Origin of the sequence: Bradyrhizobium sp. Arg816 (genome assembly GCF_029989365.1) — a bacterium.
Classification (GTDB): Bacteria; Pseudomonadota; Alphaproteobacteria; order Rhizobiales; family Xanthobacteraceae; genus Bradyrhizobium.
In genome coordinates this window covers 136,095-158,944 of record NZ_JAPRAQ010000009.1, presented here as the reverse complement: position 1 = coordinate 158,944, position 22,850 = coordinate 136,095, and the positions used below count along the sequence as shown (strand labels likewise).

Sequence of the window (22,850 nt, the reverse complement as noted above, 5' to 3'; positions counted from 1 at the left end):
CCTCAAGTTGTTTGACGAAGTCTTGGTGAAACAGAGCGCTGCTAAACTGCATGTTAGGTAATTAACCCTGCTCTTTTATCGCACAGACAATCAAGTCAACCAAACGGCCATTGAGCTTTGGAATTGGCGCAGTCTGTGAACGGGCTCATACCGAAGAGCCATCTGGCGGGCTACCATCACCTCGAAAATTCGCGGTGGCATATTTTGTAAATCGAAAGTCAAAGGATGGGGGTGATCATGCCCACCATACTAGACATGCTCTATCGTGAATATTGCCGCGCCCGCCTCGCTGAAATGCGGAAACAGCTTCTGATCATAGCTCAACGCTCTGAAGCCTCCGAAGCGCATCATCATCTTGCGGATCAGGGTGACGATGAGAGGACGGACGCACAACGCAAGACCGGTCGCGGCGTGCCGAATTAAAGCGGCCCGAGACCGGCGAACTCTCCCGCGTAGCAGTGACCAAGCAATTGGTGGCAGTTTGGGAGCAAGCGATGAATACACCCGAATGCTATACTGTCATGGTGGCCTGCGTCTCGTGCCTGACCATCATCGGAATGATGGCTGTTGGAGCCTGGTGAATGGACTGACCGCTGAGCCGGGATTGCACGCCGTTATAACGGGTCCGCTGGCAAACATGTTCAGTCGGACCTGTGGCGCCGGACGCAGCACGCGCCACACCACATCGTCCGTCGATGGACGCAGGAAGGCCTTCGCCTCGCCTCAGCGTGCAGACCTGCTTCTTGCTGTGAGGTGAGCGTTGCCGCCGCTTGATACGATTGCGGCGGCATCGCACGAGATCCGGATGTCAGCCTCCGGGCGGAGTATATGAAGAGCGCAGCTTCGCCGCGTTCTGGCGGACCTGCTTGATCTCGTCCTGCGTGAACAGCCGGGTCAGTTTCACGTTCTGCAGGGTGCCCGCCGTGACGGTCAGACCGGAAATGGCCGGCGCCGCGCTTGGATCGGGCACATCGAAAATCACCAGAACGCCTGGACCGTCGGCAGCAACGCTGTACATCGAAATCAGCTTGCCGCCGGCCGCTTCAATGAGTTTTGTCGCCGCCTCCTGGCGATTGGTCGTGGGATTTTCCAAAATGGCGTTGAGAGCGCGTGGTGTATATTGTCCAGTGAGGCAAAAATGCATGGCATGTTCTCCTCTGAGCTTTTGGCAATAACTCTCCTGCCGTTACGAGCTGGTCGTAACGGTCTCGCATCTGAAATGATGAAGGTACGTTGCCCGCCGTGGGCATAAACGCCGCCGATGATTGCCGGGAGTTCGGCACGTCCCGGTGACGGCTCTCATGCAAGGCTACATCAACTCCGGAACGTGCGGAAGAGGATTCATCCGCCGCGACATGTCGCCCCGGTCAATCGTCGCATATCGCATGGCGCGCGGTGTTGGGCTACGGCGGAGCGCTTGGCCCACGCCAAGAAATCATCAAGAAATCATCAAGAAATCATCGCCTGCCGAACCGCCGCTCGCGCGCCTTGTAGAGATGATCGCTGATCAATTGCCGGAGCGCTGCCGGATCATCGAATTCGAGCTGCACCGCGAACGGCACGATGCCGTCGGGCACGCCTTCGCGGCCGCGCAGGCGCGCAAGATCCTTTTCCGTCGTCACCAGCGTGAGTTGCTCGCGCTGCGCCTCCGCGGCGAGCGCGGCGATCTCGTCCTGCGAAAACATGTGGTGATCGGCGAAGGGGCGCGTGCGCGCGACCTCGATGCCGCAGGCGCGCAAGCTGCGGAAGAAACGCTCGGGATCGCCGATGCCGGCGAACGCAATCACTCGTTTGCCGAGGAGTTGCGCGACCGAGGCCGCATCCGGCTTCAGGCGCGCGCGCAGCTCCGGCTTGTTGCGCTTCGCAAGCTCCGCCGCGACATCGTCGGCGGCATGGCCATTGCCGATCAGCACCAGCGCATCGGTGCGCGCGAGCTGCGCCTTCAGCGGCGCGCGCAAGGGACCGGCCGGAAACACCTTGCCGTTGCCGAGGCCGCGTTCGCTGTCGATCACGATCAGGGAGGCGTCCTTCAGCAGGCGCGGGTTCTGGAAGCCGTCGTCCATCAGGATCACGGTCGCGCCCCGCGACTTTGCGAGCGCGACGCCTTCGAGACGGTCGTGCGCGACCACGACAGGAACGTCGCGCACCATCATCAGCGGCTCGTCGCCGATGTCGGACGCGGTGTGGCGCTCACGGTCGACCATCACCGGACCCTTGAGGCGCCCGCCATAACCGCGGCTGAGCACCACCGGCGTCTCGCCGAGCTCGCGCAACAGCTTCGTCAATGCGAGCACGGTCGGCGTCTTGCCGGCGCCGCCGACATGGTAGTTGCCGACGCAGATCACGGGGATGCCGGCGTCAACGCCCTGGCGCAGCATGCGCCGTTCGGTGATCGCGCCATACAGCAGACCCAAAGGCCGTAACGCATGAGACTTGAAGGAGCGCGGCCGGTACCAGAAGGCCGGCTCACGCATTGGCGGCCCCCATCTCGATGGTGAGCTGCAGGAGATAGGGCTCGAGCGCGGTCATGGTGCGCTCAAGCGCGCCGCCGAGCTCCTCGACCACGCCTGCACCGGCGCGCTGCATCCCGTCGCGCATGGCGGGATCGGCCAGCAACTGGCCGAGCTGCTTGACCAGCACCTCCTGCGTATCGGCCTGGCGCGCGCCGCCGCTGCTATCAAGCGCCTCATAGACGTCTGCAAAATTGAAGACGTGCGGGCCATGGACGATCGCGGCGCCGAGCTTGATCGCCTCGATCGGATTCTGGCCGCCATGGCGGATCAGCGATCCGCCCATGAACACGACCGGCGAGAGGCGGTAGAACAGGCCGAGCTCGCCCATGGTGTCGGCGACATAGATGTCGGTCGCGGCCGTCGGCAATTCCTCGCGCGAGCGCAACGCCGGCTTCAGGCCCGACGCCGTGATCACGCCCGCGATCGAGGCGCCGCGATCCGGATGCCGCGGCACGATCACGGTCAGAAGCTGCGGGAAGAAACCGACGAGGCTGCGATGCGCCGCGACCAGCATCTCGTCCTCGCCCGGATGGGTCGAGGCCGCGACGATGATCGGGCGGCCGCGCGTCATCGCCATCAGCCGCTCGAGCTTGGCGGGATCGGCCGGAGGCGCGGCCACGTCGAGCTTGAGATTGCCTGTGGTGACGACGTCGCGGCCGCCGAGCGCGGAGAAGCGCTCCGCATCGGTCTTCGATTGCGCCAGGCAGATGTCGAACCGCGACAGCAGCGCCGAGATGGTGCCGTACATCCGCCGCCAGCGCGGGAAGGAGCGCGGCGACATCCGCCCGTTGATCAGCACCATCGGCAGGCGGCGCGCGGCGCCCGCCAGGATCAGGTTCGGCCAGAGGTCGGACTCGATGAACAGCGCCAGCGACGGCTTCCAGTGATCGAGGAAGCGCGCGACATAGCGCGGGGAATCATACGGCACGTATTGATGGATGACGTCGGGCGGAAAGCGCTTTGCGACGACGGCGGCGGAGGTGACGGTGCCCGAGGTGAGCAGGATGCGCAGATTGAGGTCGCGCAGGCGCTCGATCAGCGCGGCTGCGGCGAGCACCTCGCCGACGCTGGCGCCATGAATCCAGACCAGGGGGCCGTGCGGACGCACGTCCCGGGACAGGCCCCGCCGCTCGCCGACGCGGGCGGGATCCTCCTTGCCCTGCTTCAGCCGCCGCTTGATCAGCGCCGGCGCAAGCGGCACCAGGCCCGAGGCCAGGCGCCGGTACATCCGCAGCGTTATCGGCAGCGAGTTAGCCATCTTGGGGCCCCGGGCGGCCGAGTTGCGCATAGGCGCGGCGGGTCGCCTCGTTCAAGGTCTCTTCCAGCTCCAGCCGCAGCGCTTCCATGGTGGCGGCGTCGGCATCCGGCGGCACGTGGATTTCCTTGATGCCGACCAATGCGCCCCGCCCGAACGGCAGGTTGATGGTGGTGCGGTCCCAGTTCTTGAGCCGGATGAAGCGGCTGGTCGCCATCGCGAAAGGCATGATCGGCCGCCCCGATTCCCGTGCCAGCATGATGATGCCGAGCCCGGCCACGCGCGAGCGCTTGGGGACATCGGCGGTCAGCGCGACATTACAACCGTCCTGGAGCGTCTGCACCATTTCCCTGAACGCCCCCACCCCGCCCTTGCGGTGGAAGGCACCGCCGTGGTCACCGGAACCACGGATCAGGCCGATGCCGAGCCGCTCGACGGCGATCGCGTTGAACTCGCCGTCGCGATGCCTGGAGATCAGGACCTTGGCCCGGTAGGAGCCCTTGTTCTTGATGAAGGGCGTGAGGAAATGCTGGCCGTGCCAGAAGGCGAAGATCGCGGGGATCTGCGGCTCGACGATGTCGTAGACGTCAGGCGGATCGAACGTGAATGTGTTGGTCCGCCAGACCAGACGCAGATATTCGGCCGCCAGAACCCCGACGGCACGCTGAAGCCAGCTGCTTCGCAGCGTATTGCGAAGCAGTTTTTTCAACGTGCCGGTTCTTGATTCGGGTCGAGCAGCCGATGGAGATGGACGATGAAGTAGCGCATCTGCGCGTTGTCGACCGTGCTCTGCGCCTTGGCGCGCCAGGCGACGTGAGCGGACGCATAGTTCGGATAGAGGCCGACGATCTCGACGTCGTCGAGGTTCTTGAAGGTGTTGTGCTCGAGATCGAGCAGTTCGCCGCCGATGACGAGATGCAGCAATTGTTGCGGGGCACTATCTGGCATGGGTTCTGTTCCTAACGGGCTGCCCGGCAAAGCAGTGTTCGAGAAGCACGGCGGACGCACTCAGGGCAAGGGCCGATTTCGAAAATGCGCGACGATGCCCGCATGACGATCGCGACCCGCTGCCACCAGCACCCCGTGCGTGACTTCCCGGCGGTTATAGAGGATGGGATCTCCGGAGAGGTCGCTCATCCTACCATCCGCTTCCTGCACGATCAAATCGGCCGCCGCAAGGTCCCAATCATGGCTGTTGCCCCCGGCGAAAGCCGCATCCAGCACGCCATCGGCGACCCGGCACAGACGCAGCGCGAGCGAACCGATTCGCGGATGCAGCTTGATGTCGCCGCCGGCCATATTGAGCCGCTCGACCATCGGCTTCGGGCCGGCGACGCGGGAGAAGTCGAGCGCGGATCCGGACGCCGCCCGCACGGCCTTGCCGTTCAGCGTCGTGCCCTGCCCGCGGGCCGCGAAGAAGAACTCGTCGGTCGCGGGCGCGAACACCGCAGCCAGCACCGGCGAGGCATCCTCGACCAACGCGACGCTGACGCACCATTCGTCGTGGCCGCCGAGATAATTGCGGGTGCCGTCGATGGGATCGACCACCCAGGTCCGCCGCCGCGACAGTCGCACCTCGTCGTCGGCGCTCTCCTCGGACAGCCAGCCATAATCGGGCGTCGCCGAGCGCAGGCGCGCTTCGAGCAGGTCGTTGACGGCAATGTCGGCTTCCGACACCGGCGAGGACGCGCCCTTGGTCCACGTCCTCAACTCGGTGCGGAACATCGACTGCGCGAGGCTGCCTGCCGCCCGCACCGCGTCTTGCAGCAGCGCCGCATCGCGCGTCAGGATGGTTTCGTCAGTTGAATGCGCGTCAGCGTCCGCCAAGCGTCAAACCCTCGATGCGCACCGTCGGCGCATTGACGCCGTAGCGGAACTCGAGATTGTTCGCCGGCTGCATCGACTTGAAGATCTCGAACAGATGGCCCGCAATCGTGACCTCGCTGACGGGATAGGTCAGCTCGCCATTCTCGATCCAGAAGCCGGAGGCGCCACGGCTGTAATCGCCGGTGACGCCGTTGACGCCGGAGCCGATCAGGTCGGTGACGTAGAAGCCCTGCTTGATGTCGGCGATCAGCTCGGCCGGGGTCGGCGTGCCCGGTTCGAGATGCAGATTGTACGGCCCCGGCGACGGCGAGGACGAGACGCCGCGATGGGCGTGGCCGGTGGTGGCAAGGCCGAGCTCGCGCGCGGTGGCGCAGTCGAGCAGCCAGGTCGTCAGCACGCCCTCGTCGATCAGCGCGATCTTCTTCACCGCCACGCCTTCGGCATCGAAGGTCTGCGAGCGCAGGCCGCGCTTGCGCAGGGGATCGTCGATGATGCGGATGTTCTTGGCGAACAGCTGCTGGCCGAGCTTGTCCTTCAGGAAGCTGGTCTTGCGTGCGATCGAGGCGCCGTTGATGGCACCGACGACATGGCCGACCAGCGAGCCCGCAACGCGCGGATCGAACACGACCGGCACCTTGCAGGTCTCGACCTTGCGCGGATTGGAACGCGCCACGGTGCGCTCGCCGGCGGAACGGCCGACGATTTCCGGCGACAGGAGATCGGCGCCGTGCGGCGCCGAGGTGAAGTCGTAATCACGCTCCATGCCGGTGCCTTCGCCCGATATCGCGGTCGCCGAAATGCCCTGGCTGGAACGCAAATAAGAACCATGGAAGCCGGTGCTGGTGACGAGCACCATGCCGCCCATGCCGGCGGAGGCGGAGGCGCCGCCGGACTTGGTCACGCCCTTCACGGCGAGCGCGGCAGCCTCGGCTTCGAGCGCGCGGCGCTCGAGCTCGGAGGTCGCGGGCACGTCGGGATCGAGCAGATCGAGATCGGGGAAGTCGCGCGCGAGCAGCGCGGGATCGGCGAGGCCGACATATTTATCGTCGGGCGCGACGCGCGCCATCGCCACCGCGCGCTCGGCAAGCTTGGTCACGGCATCGCCGCTGACGTCGTTGGTCGAGACCACCGCCTGGCGCTGGCCGACCAGCACGCGCAATCCGACATCGTCACCCTCGGAGCGTTCGGATTCCTCGACGCGCCCGTCACGCACCTCGACGCCCTGCGAGACGCCGCGCACGGCGACCGCATCGGCCGCATCCGCACCGGCGCGCTTGGCCGCCTCGACCAGCCGCTGCGCGAGATCGGAGAGCGCGGACTGATCGAACAGGTCGCGATTGGCCTTGGATGAATCCTGGGGCGAAAGCGTCGAGCTTGGTGAAGGGTTCACAAACGAAATCCTGTTGCGGCGGGAGGTTTCGGGGCGATACCGGCCCTGAACACCAGATGTGCCCAATTGGTACGGACTTCAAGCGTTTTCAGCCCGCAAAAAGCTCAGATTCGCAAGTCCGGCGCAACGTCTCGTCAATCATGCGTGCCAAGGTCTTGTCAATCATGAGCGGCGGTGACGCTGGATTAACCAGCCTTTTTAAGTGGTTTCGGAACGGCGCGCGCTAAGGTCCTCGCATCGACCGGGAACATAATCCCGGCGGGGAGAACTAAAGCCGTGAGGCGTCAAACAGCAACAAGCGGGATCGCTCCCGCCGGGTCGGGCCGCAGCTTGCGGCTCGACCCTCTTTCCCTTCCGGTCCGCTTCGATGCGCACGATCCGCGCGCCGACGGATACACCAGGCAGATCGAGCTTCATCGCGAGCGTGTCGTGCTGCGCCGTGCCGTCCGCGGCATGCAGATGGCGATCAACGTCCGCGTCAGCGACTTCACCGGCGTTGCGTTGCGCGGCAATGACGAGGCGCAGACCCTCGTCCTCGTGCATCGCGATCCCTCGCTGTCCGTTCCGCTGCTGGTCAGCGCCGACGGCGACGAGCTCGCCGAGGCCTGGACGATCTGGAGCGAACTGTTCGCGCTTCCGCAGCTCGACGAAGGTGCCCGCAAGCCCACGCCGCGCCGTCGCCGCGCCAACGCGATCCGCGCCCGCCGTCCGAAATTCCTGATGCGCCGGCGCACCGCCATGACGCGCGAGCTGTCGGTTCATCACGGCGAACGCGAGATCATCGCAAGGAATTGAACGGCAAGCACGGTGCCGTAGGGTGGGCAAAGCGAAAGCGTGCCCACCATTTTTTGTCTCAATCTCGGGAAGATGGTGGGCGCGGCGCAGGAGCGCCTTCGCCCACCCTACAGCTACGCCGCCCGCAGCACCGCGTCGACCAGCAATCCCGCAAACAGCAGGAAGCCCGCATACTTGTTCGAGAAGAACAGGCGCTTGCAGAGCAGGGGGTCGCTGATATCAAGCCGCACGATCTGCGACGCCAGATGCACGGCGAACGCGGCAAGCCCGAGCCAGGCCGGCCAGCGCGCATCGCCTGAGGCCAGCGCGACGCCGATCAGCATCACCGCGAGCCCGTAGAACAGGATCAGCGCCTGGTGCGTGTGCGCGCCGAACAGCCGCGCAGTGGACTTGATGCCGATCAGCGCGTCGTCCTCGGCGTCCTGATGCGCATAGATCGTGTCATAGCCGATCACCCACGAGATCGATCCGGCATAGAGCACCAACGCGGTCAATTCGATGCGGCCGAAGGTGACGGCAAATCCCATCAGCGCGCCCCAGGAGAAGGCGAGGCCGAGCACGATCTGCGGCCACCAGGTAATGCGCTTCATGAAGGGATAGATCGCGACGATCAAAAGCGAGGCGATGCCGGTCAGGACCGCGAAGCGGTTGAATTGCAGCAGCACCACGAGACCGGTCAGCGCCTGCGCGACCATGAAGGCCAGCGCCTGCCTGGTCGTCACCTGGCCCGACGGCAACGGCCGCGAGCGGGTGCGCTCGACCTTGTCGTCGAGATCGCGGTCGGTGATGTCGTTCCAGGTGCAGCCTGCTCCGCGCATGACGAAGGCGCCGATGAAGAACAGCACGATGGTGAGCGGCAGGCCGCGGACGTCGTGCGCCATGCCGGCAGCGAGCGCCGCCGACCACCAGCACGGCATCAACAGGAGCCAGGAGCCGATCGGACGATCGAAGCGCGACAGGCGCAAATAAGGCCGCGCCCATTGCGGCGCGAGCGTATCGACCCAGTTGCCGGTGGAATCGGCAACGCGGGCGGATGTATCACTCATCGGGTGAGGACGTTGCCGTTGAGCGTATCGAAGGTGCTGCCGCCCTTCTTGCCGGCATTGGCTTCAGGCGCCGAGCCCGAGCCCAGCACCTCGCTCAGCGACGGACCGGCCGGACCGCGCGGCTGGTTCTGCATCTGCTGCGCGACGTTGCAGACCTTCGTCGCCATGGCCTCGGTGTTCTTGTGGCCGTCCTTCATCTGCGCACTGACCTGCGCCGGAATCCCGCACTTCGAGGCGTTGGCCTCGATGTACTTGATCATCTTGGTCTCAGCCTGGCTGAAATTGCGGATCAGCTTGCAGGCTTCTTCCGGCGCGGCGTGACGATCACTCGCGGCCTTGATCAGCTTGCCGCGCTTCTCGGCTTCCTCGCGCAGCGGCATGAAGGTTTTCATGCAGTCCTCGCCGGGACCGCCTTGCGTCGGCGGGGCGGCGCTGAAGGCACCTGCGCCACCGACGGGCGCGGCGCCGTTCACGGGAAACGATCCTTGGGGCGCTGTACCGACCGAAGCGGTCGGCGCCGAGCCATTCACAGGCGGAAACGCGGAACTGGTTGGGGCTTGGCCAGGCAGCGGCGCAGGGAAGCCCTGCGCGTGGGCACCCGCGGCGCCCAAGGTGACCATGGCGGCAGTGATCGGAACCATCAAACGACGGATCATCAAGGCAGTCTCTCCGGCAGGAGCTTACGGGGCTCGGCGCCTTCCCAATTGAAGCGCAACTAGCGTGCTCGCGATTTTACGATTCCCGCCGGCCCTTAACAACCCGCCGAATAGGGCAAGAGCGCGGCGCGCCGACGCACCGATTCGGCAATATTTACCCCCGAAATGGCGGCTTTCGGTTAATAACGGCGGTAAATTGGACCTTTGAACGATGCCCTCCCACGATTTTCGCGCCCCCCGCCTGTTTGTCGATGTCCCCCTTGCCCAGGACGCCCGGGTTCCGCTCGACCGCGACCAGAGCAATTATCTCGGCAATGTGCTGCGGCTTGCCGCCGGGGCCGAGGTTTTGGCGTTCAACGGCCGCGACGGCGAGTGGCAGGCTGCGATTGAGGGCCGCAAGCGGCCGGACGGCCTCGTGATCCTCCAGCAGACCCGCCCGCAGGACCAGTTCGCCGACCTCGCTTACGTCTTCGCGCCGCTCAAGCATGCCCGGCTCGATTACATGGTCCAGAAGGCCATCGAGATGGGTGCCGCCACGCTTCAGCCGGTCCTGACCCGCTTCACCCAGGCCTCCCGGGTCAACACCGAGCGGATGCGTGCCAATGTGGTCGAGGCCGCCGAGCAATGCGGCATCCTCAGCATCGCCACGGTGGCCGAGCCGGTGCCGCTGGACCGGTATCTCAGTCAGCGCCCTGCCGACCGGCTGCTCATCTTCTGCGACGAGGCGGCGGAGGTCCAAAACCCCGTTCAGAGCCTGCAAGACGCACGCGAAGCCGGACACGACCAGGGCAGGCTTGGCATCGACGTGCTGATCGGCCCCGAAGGCGGCTTTGCCGAGGAGGAGCGGGCGCTACTGCTGCGGCAGCCGAAAATCCTGCGGCTGGCGCTGGGACCCCGGATCATGCGGGCCGACACGGCCGCGGTGGCGGCGCTGGCGCTGGTGCAGGCGGTGCTGGGCGATTGGGACGGCACCTAACCTAACCAAGCGAACCTAACGTCGATTCACGCACGGCGGCTCTACAGGTTCGCGCTTTAGATGACCTCGCGCTTCGACCGATGCAGGGTCTCGGACGGCAGCTCTCCGAAAGCCGCCCTGTAGCTCGCCGCGAACTCGCTCAGATGCCAGAAGCCATGGCCGATTGCGCAGGCCTTCACACTGCGACGAGCCGGGCCGGTGCGCAGCTGCTTCCGTACCGACCAGAGACGCAAGACCCGGCTGTAGCGATGAGGGCTCATGCCGCAGATGGCCTGCGTCGCACTCTGGAGGGTCCGAACGGACACGCCCACCCGCTCTGCCAATTCTGTCGTCTTGTGCCAGATCGCGAGATCGTGGCGGATCAATCGTTCCATCTCTGCGACGATCCGCTGATAGCTGTCCGTCGTGGAGTGCATGGGCCCGCGATTCACGTTGGACCGAATGGCAGCATCCATTGTGACGAACAGGGATTGTTCGGCCGCCGTTCGCGACGTCGGCTCGTTCAGGAAGTCTGGATCGTGTGCCGCGGTTTCAAGCGTCGTGGAAATCGAGCCATGCAGGGAGGCAAGTAGGTCCGATGCCGGGCTCAGCAAATGATAGCCGTCATCCAGCTGAGACCAGGGCTCGCGCTCGGGCAGGCTGAAATAGGCGACAGCCCACAAACGCCCCGCCGGCTCATAGACCAGGCAATCGGATCTCCCCTTGAGAACGAGTATGGAGCTACCAATTGATTGCCCGTTGATGCGGGTGGAGGTCACATGGTCCATCGGCACCGCCACGGCGATGGCGTGCGCCAGATCATAACCGCGAACGATCCGCGGGAAGGTCTTTACCAGAAGCAGCGTCAGGATCGGCAGGCTGAGCCGGGCGCGCTTGATTGCAGTCGCCCCGGCCGACAGCGGCATGCTGGATGCGCCGGCATATCTCTCACTCTCTCCGAAATGATCGATGTCGTACGATTGGAGCTGGAGAGCCGCGGATGGCTTGAGACCCTGGAACGACAGCAAGCCGTCTAATGCTGTTCTTTGCGTTCCATCGTGAGCAGTATCGAGAAGGCTTTGATCCATATCCTGCCGCTTACTTCGCCTTCCTTGTCGATGCTGCGCCCTTGGGGGCACGCAGATCATCCGGCCCGTTGATGCCGGCGCGCTTGAGATCGCGAAGCAGTTTTGTGAGCAGCAGCATATTAGTCTTCTGCAGTTCGTGATTGTTGCCAAACCTGAATGCGTTCTGCTCGGTCACGATGAGCCCGGTCTTGGTTTCGGCGAGAATCTTTCGTCTCTTAAGTCCCGTCACGCGACGGCGAACCGTCTCGAGCGGCAGGCTGAGGAAGCGAGAGAGCGCCGCGCGGGACACCCCTTGCTTGATCGCATCCGGCTCGACCGCATGAATGCTCGAGAATCTCTCGTCCAGCGACGGATCGTTCATCACATTGATGACGTTCGCGTTGAGAATTGCATGAACGATCAGTAGGTCCAGCGGATCGAATTCGTCGTAGTGCCGGAACAGCTCGCTGATCGAAAACAGCATATAGGCCAGCGTGTGCCGCGAGACTGTCCGGATAACATCTGATGCATTGCGCATGAATCAAAACCAACATTCACATTGTAAGCGAAGGCAGCAGCGAACGGGTCATCCGCCATACCCAATATGAGTATGCGACGACTTGCCTGTCCTCCTCAATTTCTCAATGTGACGTTGAGCGTGCGGTTGCTGCATTGAGTCGCATGCGGGGACAAAAATCAGCGACGGGCACTGAGGTGTCGCGCAGGACGACATGGCCATGGACGACGATGCTGCATCGGACAGGCGGCGGCGCGAGGAGCTCGGGCTCATCAAGGCATTTCTCGGCATAAGGGACCCGAGCAGGAGGCAGAGAATTCTCGAGCTTGCCGAGGAGCTCGCAGATCACGCCGTGTCCGAAACCGCAGGGCTTGCCTTGGCCTCCACCGATGCATCGCTTGGCGATGCGCCCAGAGATCTCCCTGGCCAGACTGAGTGAAAGCCAAGCCCCGGTCTAGGTATTAAAATACCTGAAATACTTTCTGACAGATCGCTGCGTCCCACCTCCAGAGCCATTAAGCGATTGATCCTTTGGAGGTCGAAACCGCTGTCGGGCCATGCTAAGGCCTGCGCCAATTCGCCTCCCCCTCGCCCTGCCCGGTTCCACCGGGACGATGGACCCCTGTTATGACCGCGACTGCCACCTCAAATGCTGCCGGCTCCGCCGCCTGGGCGGATACGCTGCTCTTGTCGTTCGCGCAGGCCGGCTATGTCAGGGCCGAGCCCGCGATCCTGCAACCGGCCGAGCCGTTCCTGGACCTCTCCGGCGAGGACATCCGCAAGAGCCTGTATCTGACGACGGACCTGTCCGGCGAGGAGCTCTGCCTGCGCCCGGACCTGACCATCCCCGTCGCCCGCGACTACCTCACCTCGAACCGCGCCGGCCAGGCGGCCGGGTTCAGCTATCTGGGCCCGGTGTTCCGCTACCGCAGCGGTCAGGCCAGCGAATTTCTTCAGGCCGGCATCGAATCGTTCGGCCGCCAGGACCGCGCCGCGGCCGACGCCGAGATGCTGGCGCTGGCGCTGGAAGCGACCGCCGCCTTCGGTGTCCGCGATGTCGAGATCCGCACCGGCGACGTGGCGCTGTTCAACGCCCTGCTCGATGCGCTCGACCTCTATCCGGTGTGGCGCCGCCGCCTGGTCAAGGATTTCAACCGCAAGATCAGCCTGGAAAAAGATCTGGAGAAGCTGGCGGCCGCGACCACCGCGACCCGCAGCGAATATGAGGGTGTGCTCGCCGCGCTCGCCGGCTCCGACCGCAAGGCGGCGCTCGCCTTCGTCACCGATCTGATGTCGATCGCCGGCACCACCAATGTCGGGGGCCGCACCACGGCCGAGATCGCCGACCGTTTCCTCGAGCAGTCGACGCTGAAGGGCGGCGCGCTGCCGCGCGAGGCGATCGCGGTGCTCAAGCGCTTCCTGTCGATCGCAGGCAATCCCGACGATGCCGTCGCCGAGCTCCGCGCGCTCACCACGGACGCGAAGCTCGACCTCACGGCTGCCGTCGACCAGTTCGAAAGCCGGGTCGGCTTCATGGCCGCGCGCGGCATCGACGTGAAGCAGACGCGCTTCTCGACCGCGTTCGGACGCGGCCTCGACTATTATACCGGCTTCGAATTCGAGCTGCATCACAGGGGCAACGGCGCCGAGCCGCTGGTGGCCGGTGGCCGCTATGACGGGCTGATGACCCAGCTCGGATCGGCCGAACCGATCCCCGCGGTCGGCTTCTCGGTCTGGGTCGACGCGCTGACCCGGATCGGCCGCAAGGTGGGAGCTTAAGTCATGAGCGCGCCATTCGTCCTGGCCGTTCCCTCCAAGGGCCGCCTGCAGGAAAACACCGAGGCGTTCTTCGCCCGCGCCGGGCTCAAGCTGTCGAAGGCCGGCGGCGCGCGCGACTATCGCGGCACGCTCGCAGGCCTCGACAATGTCGAGGTCGCCTATCTCTCGGCGAGCGAGATCGCTTCGCAATTGTCGCGCGGCTTTGCGCATCTCGGCGTCACCGGCGAAGACCTGGTGCGCGAGAACATCGCGGACGCCGACAAGCGCGTGTCCCTGATCGACGGGCTCGGCTTCGGTAATGCCGACGTCGTCGTCGCGGTGCCGCAGGCGTGGATCGACGTCCGCACCATGGCCGATCTCGACGACGTCACCACCGGCTTCCGCGAGCAGCATCACATGCGGATGCGGGTGGCGACCAAGTTCATCAACCTCACCCGCACCTTCTTCCAGAGCCACGGCATCACCGATTACCGCATCGTCGAAAGCGCGGGCGCAACCGAAGGCGCGCCGGCGGCCGGCAGCGCCGAGCTGATCGTCGACATCACCACGACCGGCACGACGCTCGCGGCCAATGGCCTGCGGGTGCTCGACGACGGCGTGATCCTGCGCAGCCAGGCCAATCTGGTCGCCTCTAGGGATGCCGACTGGACACCGCAGGCGCGGGAGACCGCGCGCGTCATCCTCGATCACATCGCGGCACGGTCGCGGGCCAACAAATACCGCGAGGTCCGCACCCGCTTCAAGCAATGCGACGCGGCCCTGCTCGGCGAAGCCCACGAGCGCTTCGGCGTCGAAGCCCCGTTCGGCGGGCCGACCTCGTCGGGCATGCTGACGCTGCACTGTCCGCCGGGTCAGCTCTATGCGCTGGCGAGCTTCCTGCGCGAGCATGGCGCCGAGACCGTCTCGGTGGTTTCGCTCGACTATGTGTTCGACCGGGAGAACCCGCTGTTCGCGAAGCTCGAGGCATTCCTGCGGCAGTGAGCCTCAGGTCCGTTCAGCGTAGCGACAGCAAACGGCAGCTACCATATGCTGCTGAGAACCATGGACGCCTCTGGAACCTTGATCAATGACGCTGGGCTCTGACGTTTCCGGCATGACGACCACCGCGGCCAGTGCCGCTGCGAAGGGGTTGTCGATTGTCGTCCCCGTCTACAACGAGGCGGCGGGCCTCGCCGCCCTGCATCAGCGCATCTGCGATCTCGCCAAGACGCTGCGGCAGCGCTATCGCCTCGCCTGCGAGGTCGTCTATGTCGACGACGGCAGCGCGGACGCGACGCTCTCGATCGCCCGGTCGCTGCCGGCCGACGCGGTCGACGTTCAGGTGGTGTCGCTGTCGCGCAATTTCGGCAAGGAAGCCGCGCTGATGGCCGGCCTCGACCATGCCCGGCTCGGCGCCGTGATGTTCATGGACGGCGACGGCCAGCATCCGCCGATGCTGGTCGAGCAGCTGGTGCGGCACTGGATCGAGGACGGCTATGACGTCGTCTATACCGCCAAGGCGCATCGCGACAACGAGCCCTTCCTGCGCCGCGTCGCCGTGCGCGGGTTCTATTCGCTGATCAATTGGGGCGCGCGCCAGAAGATCCCTGAAGACGCCGGCGACTTCCGCCTGCTGTCGCCGCGCGCGGTCGCAGCGCTCAGGCAGCTGCCGGAGCGCAACCGCTTCTTCAAGGGCCTCGCGAGCTGGATCGGCTTCCGCCAGATCCGCGTCGATTACGAGCCGGCGCCGCGCACCCATGGTGTGACGACCTTCAGCGCCGCGCGCCTGCTCGGTCTTTCGATCGAAGGGGTGACCTCGTTCTCGGTGGCACCGCTGCGCTTCGCCAGCCTGCTCGGCGTGATCCTCGCCGGCGGCGCCTTCCTGTTCGGCCTCTCGATCCTCTGGGAGGTCTGGACCACGGGCAAGCAGGTGCCCGGCTATCCCTCGCTCGTGATCGGCCTGATGACCATCGGCGGCGTGCAGCTCATCATGATCGGCATCGTCGGCGAATATATCGGCAAGATCCTGTCCGAGCTGAAGGCGCGCCCGATCTACTTCGTCGCCGAGCACAGCGAAAAGCATTTCGAGACCGGGAAGGCCGACGACGCCTCGAAGAGGACGGCCGCCGAATGAGCGCGGCCGCGGGCCTGCGGCGGATCTGGCTCTGCGCCGACGATTACGGCATCAGCCCGGGCGTCAATCGCGCCATCCGCGACCTGATCGAACGCGGCCGTCTCAATGCCACCTCGGTGATGATGGTGGGACCGGCGATCGAGCACAGCGAGATCGAGGCACTCCAGACGGCGGCGAAAGCGAGCCCGCGCTGCGCGGTCGGCCTGCACGTGACATTGTCGGCGCCGTTCCGGCCGCTCACCATGCATTTCCGACCGCTGGACGGCGACATGTTCATGCCGTTCCCGAAGCTGCTGCGCGCCGGCCTTGCCCGCCGGCTCGACCGCGAATTCGTTCGCAACGAGGTCAAGGCGCAGCTGGCGGCGTTCGCGGAAGCGTTCGGGCGCGCGCCTGACTTCGTCGACGGCCATCAGCATGTGCAGCTCTATCCGCAGGTGCGCGACGGCTTTGTCGATGCGGTCAGCGAAGCCGCGCCCAAAGCCTGGGTCCGCCAGGGCGGGCGCGACCTGCCGCTCGTTCAACGGCTGGCCTCGCCGAAAGCCATGGTGCTCGATATCCTGAGCGCGCAATTCCGCCGCCGCGCGGCCAGCGCCGGCCTCAGCTTCAATCCCGGCTTTGCCGGCGCCTATGATTTTACGCGCGAGGCCGATTTCGGCGCGTTGATGCGGCAGTTTCTGCAAGGCCTCCCCGATGGCGGCCTCGTGATGTGCCACCCCGGCTTCGTCGACGACATCCTCACCGGCCTCGATCCGATGACGGACGTCCGCGAACGCGAGCACGCTTATCTCTCAGGCGACGCGTTTGCGCGCCTGCTCGCCGACAGCGGCGTCACGCTGGGGTGAAACCGGCGGAAAACATGCCGCCGGGCAGCTTGTCGCATACCGAAATTTAATCCGGCCGGCACTGTTGGGGCCACAATGGAACCCTACATCTGCCTCGCGCTTGGTTTGAGCGAGGGAGACTGATCATGACGCCGCAGGAACGCCAGCTCGTCGACGAGCTTTTCGACCGGCTTTCGAAACTGGAAAATGCACCGCGCGATCCCGATGCGATCGCCGCGATCTCCGATGGCCTGCGCAAGGCCCCTGGCGCGGTCTACGCGCTGGTGCAGACCACGCTGTTGCAGGACGAAGCGCTGAAGCGCGCCCATAACCGCATCCAGGAGCTGGAAGCGGCCCATGCGCCCGAGCAGGCGCAGTCCGGCGGCTTCCTCGATACCATGCGCGATAGCCTGTTCGGCGGAGGCCCCTCGCGCGGCTCGGTTCCGAACGTGCCGCCGCGTGACGCGCGGTCGGTCTGGAACACTGGTCAGGCCATGCAGCAGACGCAGCCCGGCTACGGCGCGCCGCCCCCTTATGGACAGGCCTACGGCCAAGGCCCGGGTCAAGCTCCGGGTCAGGGCTATGGCGCCCCGCCGATGGGCGGTGGCGGCGGCTCGTTCCTCGGCACCGCGGCGGCGGCCGCGGCCGGCGTCGTCGGCGGTTCGCTGCTGCTCTCCAGCATCCGCGGCATGATGGGCGGATCGCACCAGCAGGCCTTCGGCGACACCAACGCGCTCGGCGACCGCAGTGCTGGTGGAAGTCCCTGGGGCGGCAGCGACCAGTCCGGCGGCTCGCTTGCGCGCGATGCCGGTGTCAACGACATCGGCTCCAACCGCGACCGCGACGACGGTTCCCGCCAGGGCTTCGCCGACCAGGCGTCGAACGACCGGGACAACAACAACGATCAGAACTACGACGACAACGACCACGACGACGGCAATATGGACATGGCCGACGACGATAGCGATTTCGGCGGCGGAGACGATGGCGGCAGCGATTACGCGTAAGGCTGCTCGATAGCGCTGCAAACAAAAACGGCCGCCCGGGAGGCGGCCGTTTTCATGTCGAACGTCAGGCGCTCACATCACCACGACCCTGGTGCCGACATTGACGCGGCCATAGAGGTCGATGACGTCCTCGTTGCGCATGCGGATGCAGCCTGAGGAGACGTTGGTGCCGATGGTCCAGGGCTCGTTGGAGCCGTGGATGCGGTAGAGCGTCGAGCCCAGATACATCGCGCGCGCGCCGAGCGGATTTTCCGGGCCGCCTTCCATGTGCCGGGGCAGGTCGGGCCGGCGCGCGATCATTTCCGCCGGCGGCGTCCAGTCCGGCCATTCCCGCTTGGCCGTGATCGACTTCACGCCAGACCAGGTGAAGCCGGGACGGCCGACGCCGATGCCGTAGCGCATCGCCCGGCCGTTGCCCTCGACCAGATAGAGGAATTTGTTCGGCGTATCGACCACGATGGTACCGGCAGTTTCCTTGCCGCTATAGTCGACGGATTGCTTCTCGAATCTCGGATCGAACGGACGCTGGCGCGGATCGACCGCCTCCTGCTGGAGACCTGCGCCTTGCTGATATCCACCCTGCATCTGCGGCTCGCCCATCGGTGGCAGGCGGCGCTGGTCGTAATAGCCGGGCTGCTGCTGATAGACCGGCTGCTGCGGCGCGTAGGCCGGGCCGCGGCCGGGACCGTCACCGAACAGGAACTCGATGAAGCCGCCGCCCATATTCGCATTGGAGGCGACGCGCACCGGCGCCGGCGGCACCTGCGGCTGGTAGAGCACCGCAGGCGGATCGTTCGGCACACTATTGTCGAAGGCGCTGGCGCTGCTCGCGCCGGCAATGAAGGTGCAAGCGCTGCCGAGCAGCGCGACAGACATTTTCTTGAACATCGACGTACTCTGTACTGTTTCGTCTAGATCACATGCGTCGTGCAGAGCCGATGGCTGATCGGCGACCGCGACGTGGTCAATAAAGAGCAAAAGCCGTTTTGTTTGGTAAACGTATCAGCCGTTTCGATTCACCACGTCGCGAGCGAGGGTGCAATTTGGCGATCAGCGTTTATTTTCGATGAACGCCGCAGGCCCATGGTTAATCGCTTCTTTTCGTGCCGTCGCGTGCGGCCGCGCAACAGTTCCCGCTGTGAACCTCGTGTTAAATTGCTTCTGCCTACAAAGACGCGTGAGTGAGGTGGGGGGAGTTCCTGATGGCTATTCACCGCAAACGTTTTCGTGTCGAAGAGGCTATTGTCGGCGAGATGCCCAGCCCCGAAATGATTGAGGAGGCTGCGCCGATGCATAATGAGATCATGGCGGAGCTGCGTGCGATCCGCGCACAGATGGCGAAGGGCACTGTGCCCTTGTCCGGCAGCGCAGCCATGGCGGCGATCGACGCCTCCACTGCCCACGAGCTCTCCGAGGCTCGTACCATGCTCGATACCTACCGGGCGCAGATCGAGCAGTGCGAGAAGCTGAAGGTCGAGCTCGACCTCATCCACGACGCCATCGACCGCACCAAGCGCGAGATCGCGACGCTGCACGGCAAGAGCTTCGACGGCGGCGAAATGGCCAAGGTCAATGGCGAGCTCGGCGCGGTCGTCGGCGGTACCGAGCAGGCGACCCAGCAGATTCTCGAAGCCGCCGAATCGATCGACCAGGCGGCCAGCGCGATGTCCAAGGTGCAATCGGCCGACCAGCAGAAGCGGCTCGCCGACGACATCCAGGAACGCGTCATCTCGATCTTCGAAGCCTGCAACTTCCAGGACCTGACCGGCCAGCGCATCAGCAAGGTCATGACCACGATGAAGTTCATCGAGCAGCACATCAATGCGATGATGGAGATCTGGGGCGGCGTCGACGCGATCAAGGCCCATGTGCCCGCGCCGGCCGACACCCGCAGCGACGACGAAAAGCTCCTCAACGGCCCCAAGCTCGCCGGCGACGTCGGCCACGCCTCGCAGGACGACATCGACGCGCTGTTCGACTGATCGGGCGCGACACTACGGAAAAACAAAACGCCGGCGAAAGCCGGCTTTTTTGTTCCTCGTCATTGCGAGGAGCGAAGCGACGAAGCAATCCAGGCTGCCTCCGCCGAGACAGTCTGGATTGCTTCGCTACGCTCGCAATGACGCGGGTTAGAGCCGAACCCCGATCACGCCCTCGGCGCGCAGCGGACGTAGACCATGTTGCCGTAGCGGGTGGCGGCGTCCTTGTCGATGAAGCGGGTGATCAGGACGCGGCCGTCGAAGGAGACGATCTCGCGGTCCTGCTCGCCGGGGGTGGGACCCGCCGGTCCGATGTAGTTCTTGCCGCTGGGCGAGCCCTTCAGGCGCAGCTCCTGCGGCGTCGCCTGGTCGGCGAGATGCATGATCACGCCGCCGGAGGAACCGGCGGTGATCACGTAAGGATTTTTGCACTGCGATCGGGCCGCGGCCTCGGTGCGGGCGCGGTCGGCCGGGTTCTGGAACGAGGCGAGACCCCAGCGGCCGACGATCTCGTCGGCGCGGATGCTCGCCGGCATTTCCGGGCCGGTGCCGGGCTCGGCCTCGGGCGGCGGCGAAGACGACGAGAAGGACGGCAGGCTCATACCGCCGCCGCAGGCGCCAAGCAGCAGCGCCAGGCAAGAGGCGGCCGCCAGATTGGCAACCGTGCGTGCGTGAGCTGAACTGATCATGACATTCCCCCGAGCAAACCGTCCCCCAAATGAGACCCCGACCGCATCCCTCCTGCAGCCAAGCGCAAAACCGCTGTCGGAGCAATGACGTCCTTTATACGCCAGCGCGACCAATAAGTTTCTCTAGACACGATCCTATATCCGCCTCACCAATCGCTTAACCACCCTTGCTTGACAGGATCGCGGCCAAGCCATATTTCCGGGCGCACTATTAGCACTCGGAAAGCCCGATTGCTAAGCGCGCCGTTCGATCCTCGGCAAGAGGGTGGACGGACGCCGCCCCTACCCACTTCCATTCCTTCCGAAGCGAGCCTCCAAAGGGAAACGTCATGGCTAAATCCAAATTTCGTCCGCTGCATGACCGTGTCGTGGTCAAACGTATCGACGCCGAGGAAAAGACCAAGGGCGGCATCATCATTCCGGACACCGCCAAGGAAAAGCCGTCCCAGGGCGAGGTCGTCGCCGTCGGCCCCGGCGGCCGCGACGAGGCCGGTAAGCTGATCCCGATCGATCTCAAGGTCGGCGACCGCGTGCTGTTCGGCAAGTGGTCGGGCACCGAGGTCAAGATCGACAACGAAGAGCTCCTGATCATGAAGGAGTCGGACATCATGGGTGTCATGGCCTAAGGCCGTCAGCCTGAACAGCCGCTGAATGTCATGCCCGGATCGCGCGATCCGGGCATTCGGTCATTCCGCAAGCAGTAGACACGTCACGAAACACGAGGGATTGAAGAAATGGCTGCCAAAGACGTCAAGTTTTCCGGAGACGCGCGCGAACGCATGCTGCGCGGCGTCGACATTCTCGCCAACGCCGTCAAGGTGACGCTCGGTCCGAAGGGCCGCAACGTCGTCATCGAGAAGAGCTTCGGCGCACCCCGCATCACCAAGGACGGCGTCACCGTCGCCAAGGAGATCGAGCTCGAGGACAAGTTCGAGAACATGGGCGCGCAGATGCTGCGCGAAGTCGCCTCCAAGACCAACGACACCGCCGGCGACGGCACCACCACCGCGACCGTGCTAGCCCAGGCCATCGTGCGCGAAGGCGCCAAGGCGGTTGCCGCCGGCATGAACCCGATGGACCTCAAGCGCGGCATCGACACCGCGGTTACGGCCGTCATCAAGGACATCGAGAAGCGCGCCAAGCCGGTCGCCGCCTCCTCCGAGGTCGCCCAGGTCGGCACCATCTCGGCCAACGGCGATGCAGCCATCGGCAAGATGATCGCCCAGGCGATGCAGAAGGTCGGCAACGAGGGCGTCATCACCGTCGAGGAGAACAAGTCGCTCGACACCGAGGTCGACATCGTCGAGGGCATGAAGTTCGACCGCGGCTATCTGTCGCCCTACTTCGTCACCAACGCCGAGAAGATGACCGCCGAGCTCGAGGACGCCTACATCCTCCTGCACGAGAAGAAGCTGTCCGGCCTGCAGGCCATGCTGCCGGTGCTGGAAGCCGTGGTGCAGTCGGGCAAGCCGCTCGTCATCATCGCCGAGGACGTCGAGGGCGAGGCGCTGGCCACCCTGGTCGTCAACCGCCTGCGTGGCGGCCTCAAGGTCGCCGCCGTCAAGGCGCCGGGCTTCGGCGACCGCCGCAAGGCCATGCTCGAGGACCTCGCGATCCTCACCGGCGGCCAGCTCATCTCCGAAGACCTCGGCATCAAGCTCGAGAACGTCACCGTGAAGATGCTCGGTCGTGCCGGCAAGGTCGTGATCGACAAGGAGAACACCACGATCGTCAAGGGCGCCGGCAAGAAGCCGGAGATCGAGGCCCGCGTCGGCCAGATCAAGGCCCAGATCGAGGAGACCACCTCGGACTACGACCGTGAGAAGCTCCAGGAGCGCCTCGCCAAGCTCGCCGGCGGCGTCGCGGTGATCCGCGTCGGCGGCGCGACCGAGATCGAGGTCAAGGAGAAGAAGGACCGCGTCGAGGACGCGCTCAACGCCACCCGCGCCGCGGTGCAGGAAGGCATCGTCCCCGGCGGCGGCGTCGCGCTGCTGCGCGCCAAGAAGGCCGTGGGCCGTCTCACCAACGCCAATGCCGACGTCCAGGCCGGCATCAACATCGTGCTGAAGGCGCTGGAAGCCCCGATCCGCCAGATCTCCGAGAACGCGGGCGTGGAAGGCTCGATCGTGGTCGGCAAGATCCTGGAGAACAAGTCCGAGACCTTCGGCTTCGACGCCCAGAACGAGGACTATGTCGACATGGTCGAGAAGGGCATCATCGATCCCGCCAAGGTGGTCCGCACCGCGCTGCAGGACGCCTCGTCCGTGGCCGGCCTGCTGGTGACCACCGAGGCCATGGTCGCCGAAACGCCGAAGAAGGAAGCTCCGCCCGCCATGCCGGGCGGCGGCGGCATGGGCGGCTTCTAAGCCTCCGTTCCGTTACAATGTTGCGAAGGCCGCCTCCGGGCGGCCTTCTTTTTTGCCGACCCTGCCCCTTCTGCT

At 65.1% G+C, this 22,850-nt stretch carries 24 protein-coding genes; 11 read left to right on the top strand and 13 right to left on the bottom strand.

All coding sequences use genetic code 11. The features are described 5' to 3' along the window. Positions 1-808: 808 nt before the first annotated feature. The 7 genes from OWC48_RS22815 to OWC48_RS22785 all read right to left on the bottom strand — a co-directional run bounded on the left by OWC48_RS22815 (position 809) and on the right by OWC48_RS22785 (position 6,985). The gene (locus tag OWC48_RS22815; RefSeq protein WP_282521970.1) at positions 809-1,144 is read right to left on the bottom strand and encodes a GYD domain-containing protein; all 336 of its coding nucleotides are present in this window, start codon (positions 1,142-1,144) and stop codon (positions 809-811) included. Positions 1,145-1,457: 313 nt separating this feature from the next. Beyond that, entirely contained in the window at positions 1,458-2,474 is a 1,017-nt protein-coding gene (gene lpxK, locus OWC48_RS22810; protein WP_282521969.1) for a tetraacyldisaccharide 4'-kinase, read from the bottom strand. After that, a complete protein-coding gene (locus tag OWC48_RS22805; protein ID WP_282521968.1) occupies positions 2,467-3,801 on the bottom strand; it encodes a 3-deoxy-D-manno-octulosonic acid transferase in 1,335 nt (444 codons plus the stop codon). The genes lpxK and OWC48_RS22805 overlap by 8 nt, the downstream gene beginning before the upstream one ends. Continuing rightward, a complete protein-coding gene (locus OWC48_RS22800) occupies positions 3,764-4,477 on the bottom strand; it encodes a lysophospholipid acyltransferase family protein (RefSeq protein WP_282521967.1) in 714 nt (237 codons plus the stop codon). Before OWC48_RS22800 ends, OWC48_RS22805 begins: the two co-directional genes overlap by 38 nt. After that, on the bottom strand, positions 4,474-4,716 hold the full coding sequence (locus OWC48_RS22795) for a DUF4170 domain-containing protein (protein WP_014491932.1): 243 nt from the start codon (positions 4,714-4,716) through the stop codon (positions 4,474-4,476). Before OWC48_RS22795 ends, OWC48_RS22800 begins: the two co-directional genes overlap by 4 nt. A gap of 60 nt (positions 4,717-4,776) precedes the next feature. After that, the gene (locus OWC48_RS22790) at positions 4,777-5,595 is read right to left on the bottom strand and encodes a 3'(2'),5'-bisphosphate nucleotidase CysQ (RefSeq protein ID WP_282521966.1); all 819 of its coding nucleotides are present in this window, start codon (positions 5,593-5,595) and stop codon (positions 4,777-4,779) included. After that, positions 5,582-6,985 carry a TldD/PmbA family protein gene (locus OWC48_RS22785; protein WP_282521965.1) on the bottom strand — a complete coding sequence of 468 codons (1,404 nt, stop codon included), beginning with the start codon at positions 6,983-6,985 and terminating at the stop codon, positions 5,582-5,584. Before OWC48_RS22785 ends, OWC48_RS22790 begins: the two co-directional genes overlap by 14 nt. A gap of 276 nt (positions 6,986-7,261) precedes the next feature. On the opposite strand from OWC48_RS22785, the gene OWC48_RS22780 reads away from it, so the two are divergent. After that, complete coding sequence (locus OWC48_RS22780; protein WP_282521964.1) at positions 7,262-7,780, top strand: DUF6101 family protein; 519 nt, start codon at positions 7,262-7,264, stop codon at positions 7,778-7,780. A 113-nt stretch (positions 7,781-7,893) separates the two neighbouring features. Here the strand turns inward: OWC48_RS22780 and ubiA are convergent, their stop codons facing one another. Together ubiA and OWC48_RS22770 are read right to left on the bottom strand one after the other, a co-directional pair. Beyond that, positions 7,894-8,826 (bottom strand): 4-hydroxybenzoate octaprenyltransferase, encoded by a 933-nt coding sequence (ubiA, locus tag OWC48_RS22775; RefSeq protein ID WP_282521963.1) that lies wholly within the window; start codon positions 8,824-8,826, stop codon positions 7,894-7,896. Continuing rightward, a complete protein-coding gene (locus OWC48_RS22770) occupies positions 8,823-9,482 on the bottom strand; it encodes a hypothetical protein (RefSeq protein WP_166083821.1) in 660 nt (219 codons plus the stop codon). Before OWC48_RS22770 ends, ubiA begins: the two co-directional genes overlap by 4 nt. 211 nt (positions 9,483-9,693) lie before the next feature. Here OWC48_RS22770 and OWC48_RS22765 point away from each other — a divergent pair, with 211 nt between their 5' ends. Next, positions 9,694-10,458 carry a 16S rRNA (uracil(1498)-N(3))-methyltransferase gene (locus tag OWC48_RS22765; RefSeq protein WP_282521962.1) on the top strand — a complete coding sequence of 255 codons (765 nt, stop codon included), beginning with the start codon at positions 9,694-9,696 and terminating at the stop codon, positions 10,456-10,458. Between the two features lie 56 nt (positions 10,459-10,514). On the opposite strand, the gene OWC48_RS22760 is transcribed toward OWC48_RS22765, so the two are convergent. Both OWC48_RS22760 and OWC48_RS22755 read right to left on the bottom strand, forming a co-directional pair. Next, positions 10,515-11,465 carry a helix-turn-helix domain-containing protein gene (locus OWC48_RS22760; protein ID WP_282521961.1) on the bottom strand — a complete coding sequence of 317 codons (951 nt, stop codon included), beginning with the start codon at positions 11,463-11,465 and terminating at the stop codon, positions 10,515-10,517. Positions 11,466-11,535: 70 nt separating this feature from the next. After that, a complete protein-coding gene (locus tag OWC48_RS22755; protein WP_282521960.1) occupies positions 11,536-12,042 on the bottom strand; it encodes a hypothetical protein in 507 nt (168 codons plus the stop codon). Positions 12,043-12,241: 199 nt separating this feature from the next. On the opposite strand from OWC48_RS22755, the gene OWC48_RS22750 reads away from it, so the two are divergent. The 6 genes from OWC48_RS22750 to OWC48_RS22725 all read left to right on the top strand — a co-directional run bounded on the left by OWC48_RS22750 (position 12,242) and on the right by OWC48_RS22725 (position 17,741). Continuing rightward, complete coding sequence (locus tag OWC48_RS22750) at positions 12,242-12,460, top strand: hypothetical protein (protein ID WP_282521959.1); 219 nt, start codon at positions 12,242-12,244, stop codon at positions 12,458-12,460. Between the two features lie 188 nt (positions 12,461-12,648). Beyond that, positions 12,649-13,800 (top strand): ATP phosphoribosyltransferase regulatory subunit, encoded by a 1,152-nt coding sequence (locus OWC48_RS22745; RefSeq protein ID WP_282521958.1) that lies wholly within the window; start codon positions 12,649-12,651, stop codon positions 13,798-13,800. A 3-nt stretch (positions 13,801-13,803) separates the two neighbouring features. After that, positions 13,804-14,781 carry an ATP phosphoribosyltransferase gene (hisG, locus tag OWC48_RS22740; RefSeq protein WP_282521957.1) on the top strand — a complete coding sequence of 326 codons (978 nt, stop codon included), beginning with the start codon at positions 13,804-13,806 and terminating at the stop codon, positions 14,779-14,781. A gap of 85 nt (positions 14,782-14,866) precedes the next feature. Continuing rightward, complete coding sequence (locus OWC48_RS22735; protein WP_282521956.1) at positions 14,867-15,913, top strand: glycosyltransferase family 2 protein; 1,047 nt, start codon at positions 14,867-14,869, stop codon at positions 15,911-15,913. Next, a complete protein-coding gene (locus OWC48_RS22730) occupies positions 15,910-16,755 on the top strand; it encodes a ChbG/HpnK family deacetylase (protein WP_282521955.1) in 846 nt (281 codons plus the stop codon). The genes OWC48_RS22735 and OWC48_RS22730 overlap by 4 nt, the downstream gene beginning before the upstream one ends. 125 nt (positions 16,756-16,880) lie before the next feature. Continuing rightward, complete coding sequence (locus OWC48_RS22725; protein ID WP_282521954.1) at positions 16,881-17,741, top strand: DUF2076 domain-containing protein; 861 nt, start codon at positions 16,881-16,883, stop codon at positions 17,739-17,741. 72 nt (positions 17,742-17,813) lie between these two features. Here OWC48_RS22725 and OWC48_RS22720 read toward each other — a convergent pair whose 3' ends face one another. Further along, positions 17,814-18,629 carry a L,D-transpeptidase gene (locus OWC48_RS22720; protein WP_282521953.1) on the bottom strand — a complete coding sequence of 272 codons (816 nt, stop codon included), beginning with the start codon at positions 18,627-18,629 and terminating at the stop codon, positions 17,814-17,816. 314 nt (positions 18,630-18,943) lie between these two features. Between OWC48_RS22720 and OWC48_RS22715 the strand changes: the two genes are divergently transcribed. Then, on the top strand, positions 18,944-19,723 hold the full coding sequence (locus OWC48_RS22715; protein WP_063985625.1) for a protein phosphatase CheZ: 780 nt from the start codon (positions 18,944-18,946) through the stop codon (positions 19,721-19,723). A gap of 164 nt (positions 19,724-19,887) precedes the next feature. Here OWC48_RS22715 and OWC48_RS22710 read toward each other — a convergent pair whose 3' ends face one another. After that, positions 19,888-20,409 (bottom strand): hypothetical protein, encoded by a 522-nt coding sequence (locus tag OWC48_RS22710; RefSeq protein ID WP_074122687.1) that lies wholly within the window; start codon positions 20,407-20,409, stop codon positions 19,888-19,890. Positions 20,410-20,738: 329 nt separating this feature from the next. Here OWC48_RS22710 and groES point away from each other — a divergent pair, with 329 nt between their 5' ends. Continuing rightward, complete coding sequence (gene groES / locus OWC48_RS22705; protein ID WP_014491914.1) at positions 20,739-21,035, top strand: co-chaperone GroES; 297 nt, start codon at positions 20,739-20,741, stop codon at positions 21,033-21,035. 108 nt (positions 21,036-21,143) lie between these two features. Next, positions 21,144-22,775: a chaperonin GroEL gene (groL, locus tag OWC48_RS22700; protein WP_282521952.1), complete on the top strand. Its 1,632-nt coding sequence runs from the start codon at positions 21,144-21,146 to the stop codon at positions 22,773-22,775. Positions 22,776-22,850: the final 75 nt, after the last annotated feature.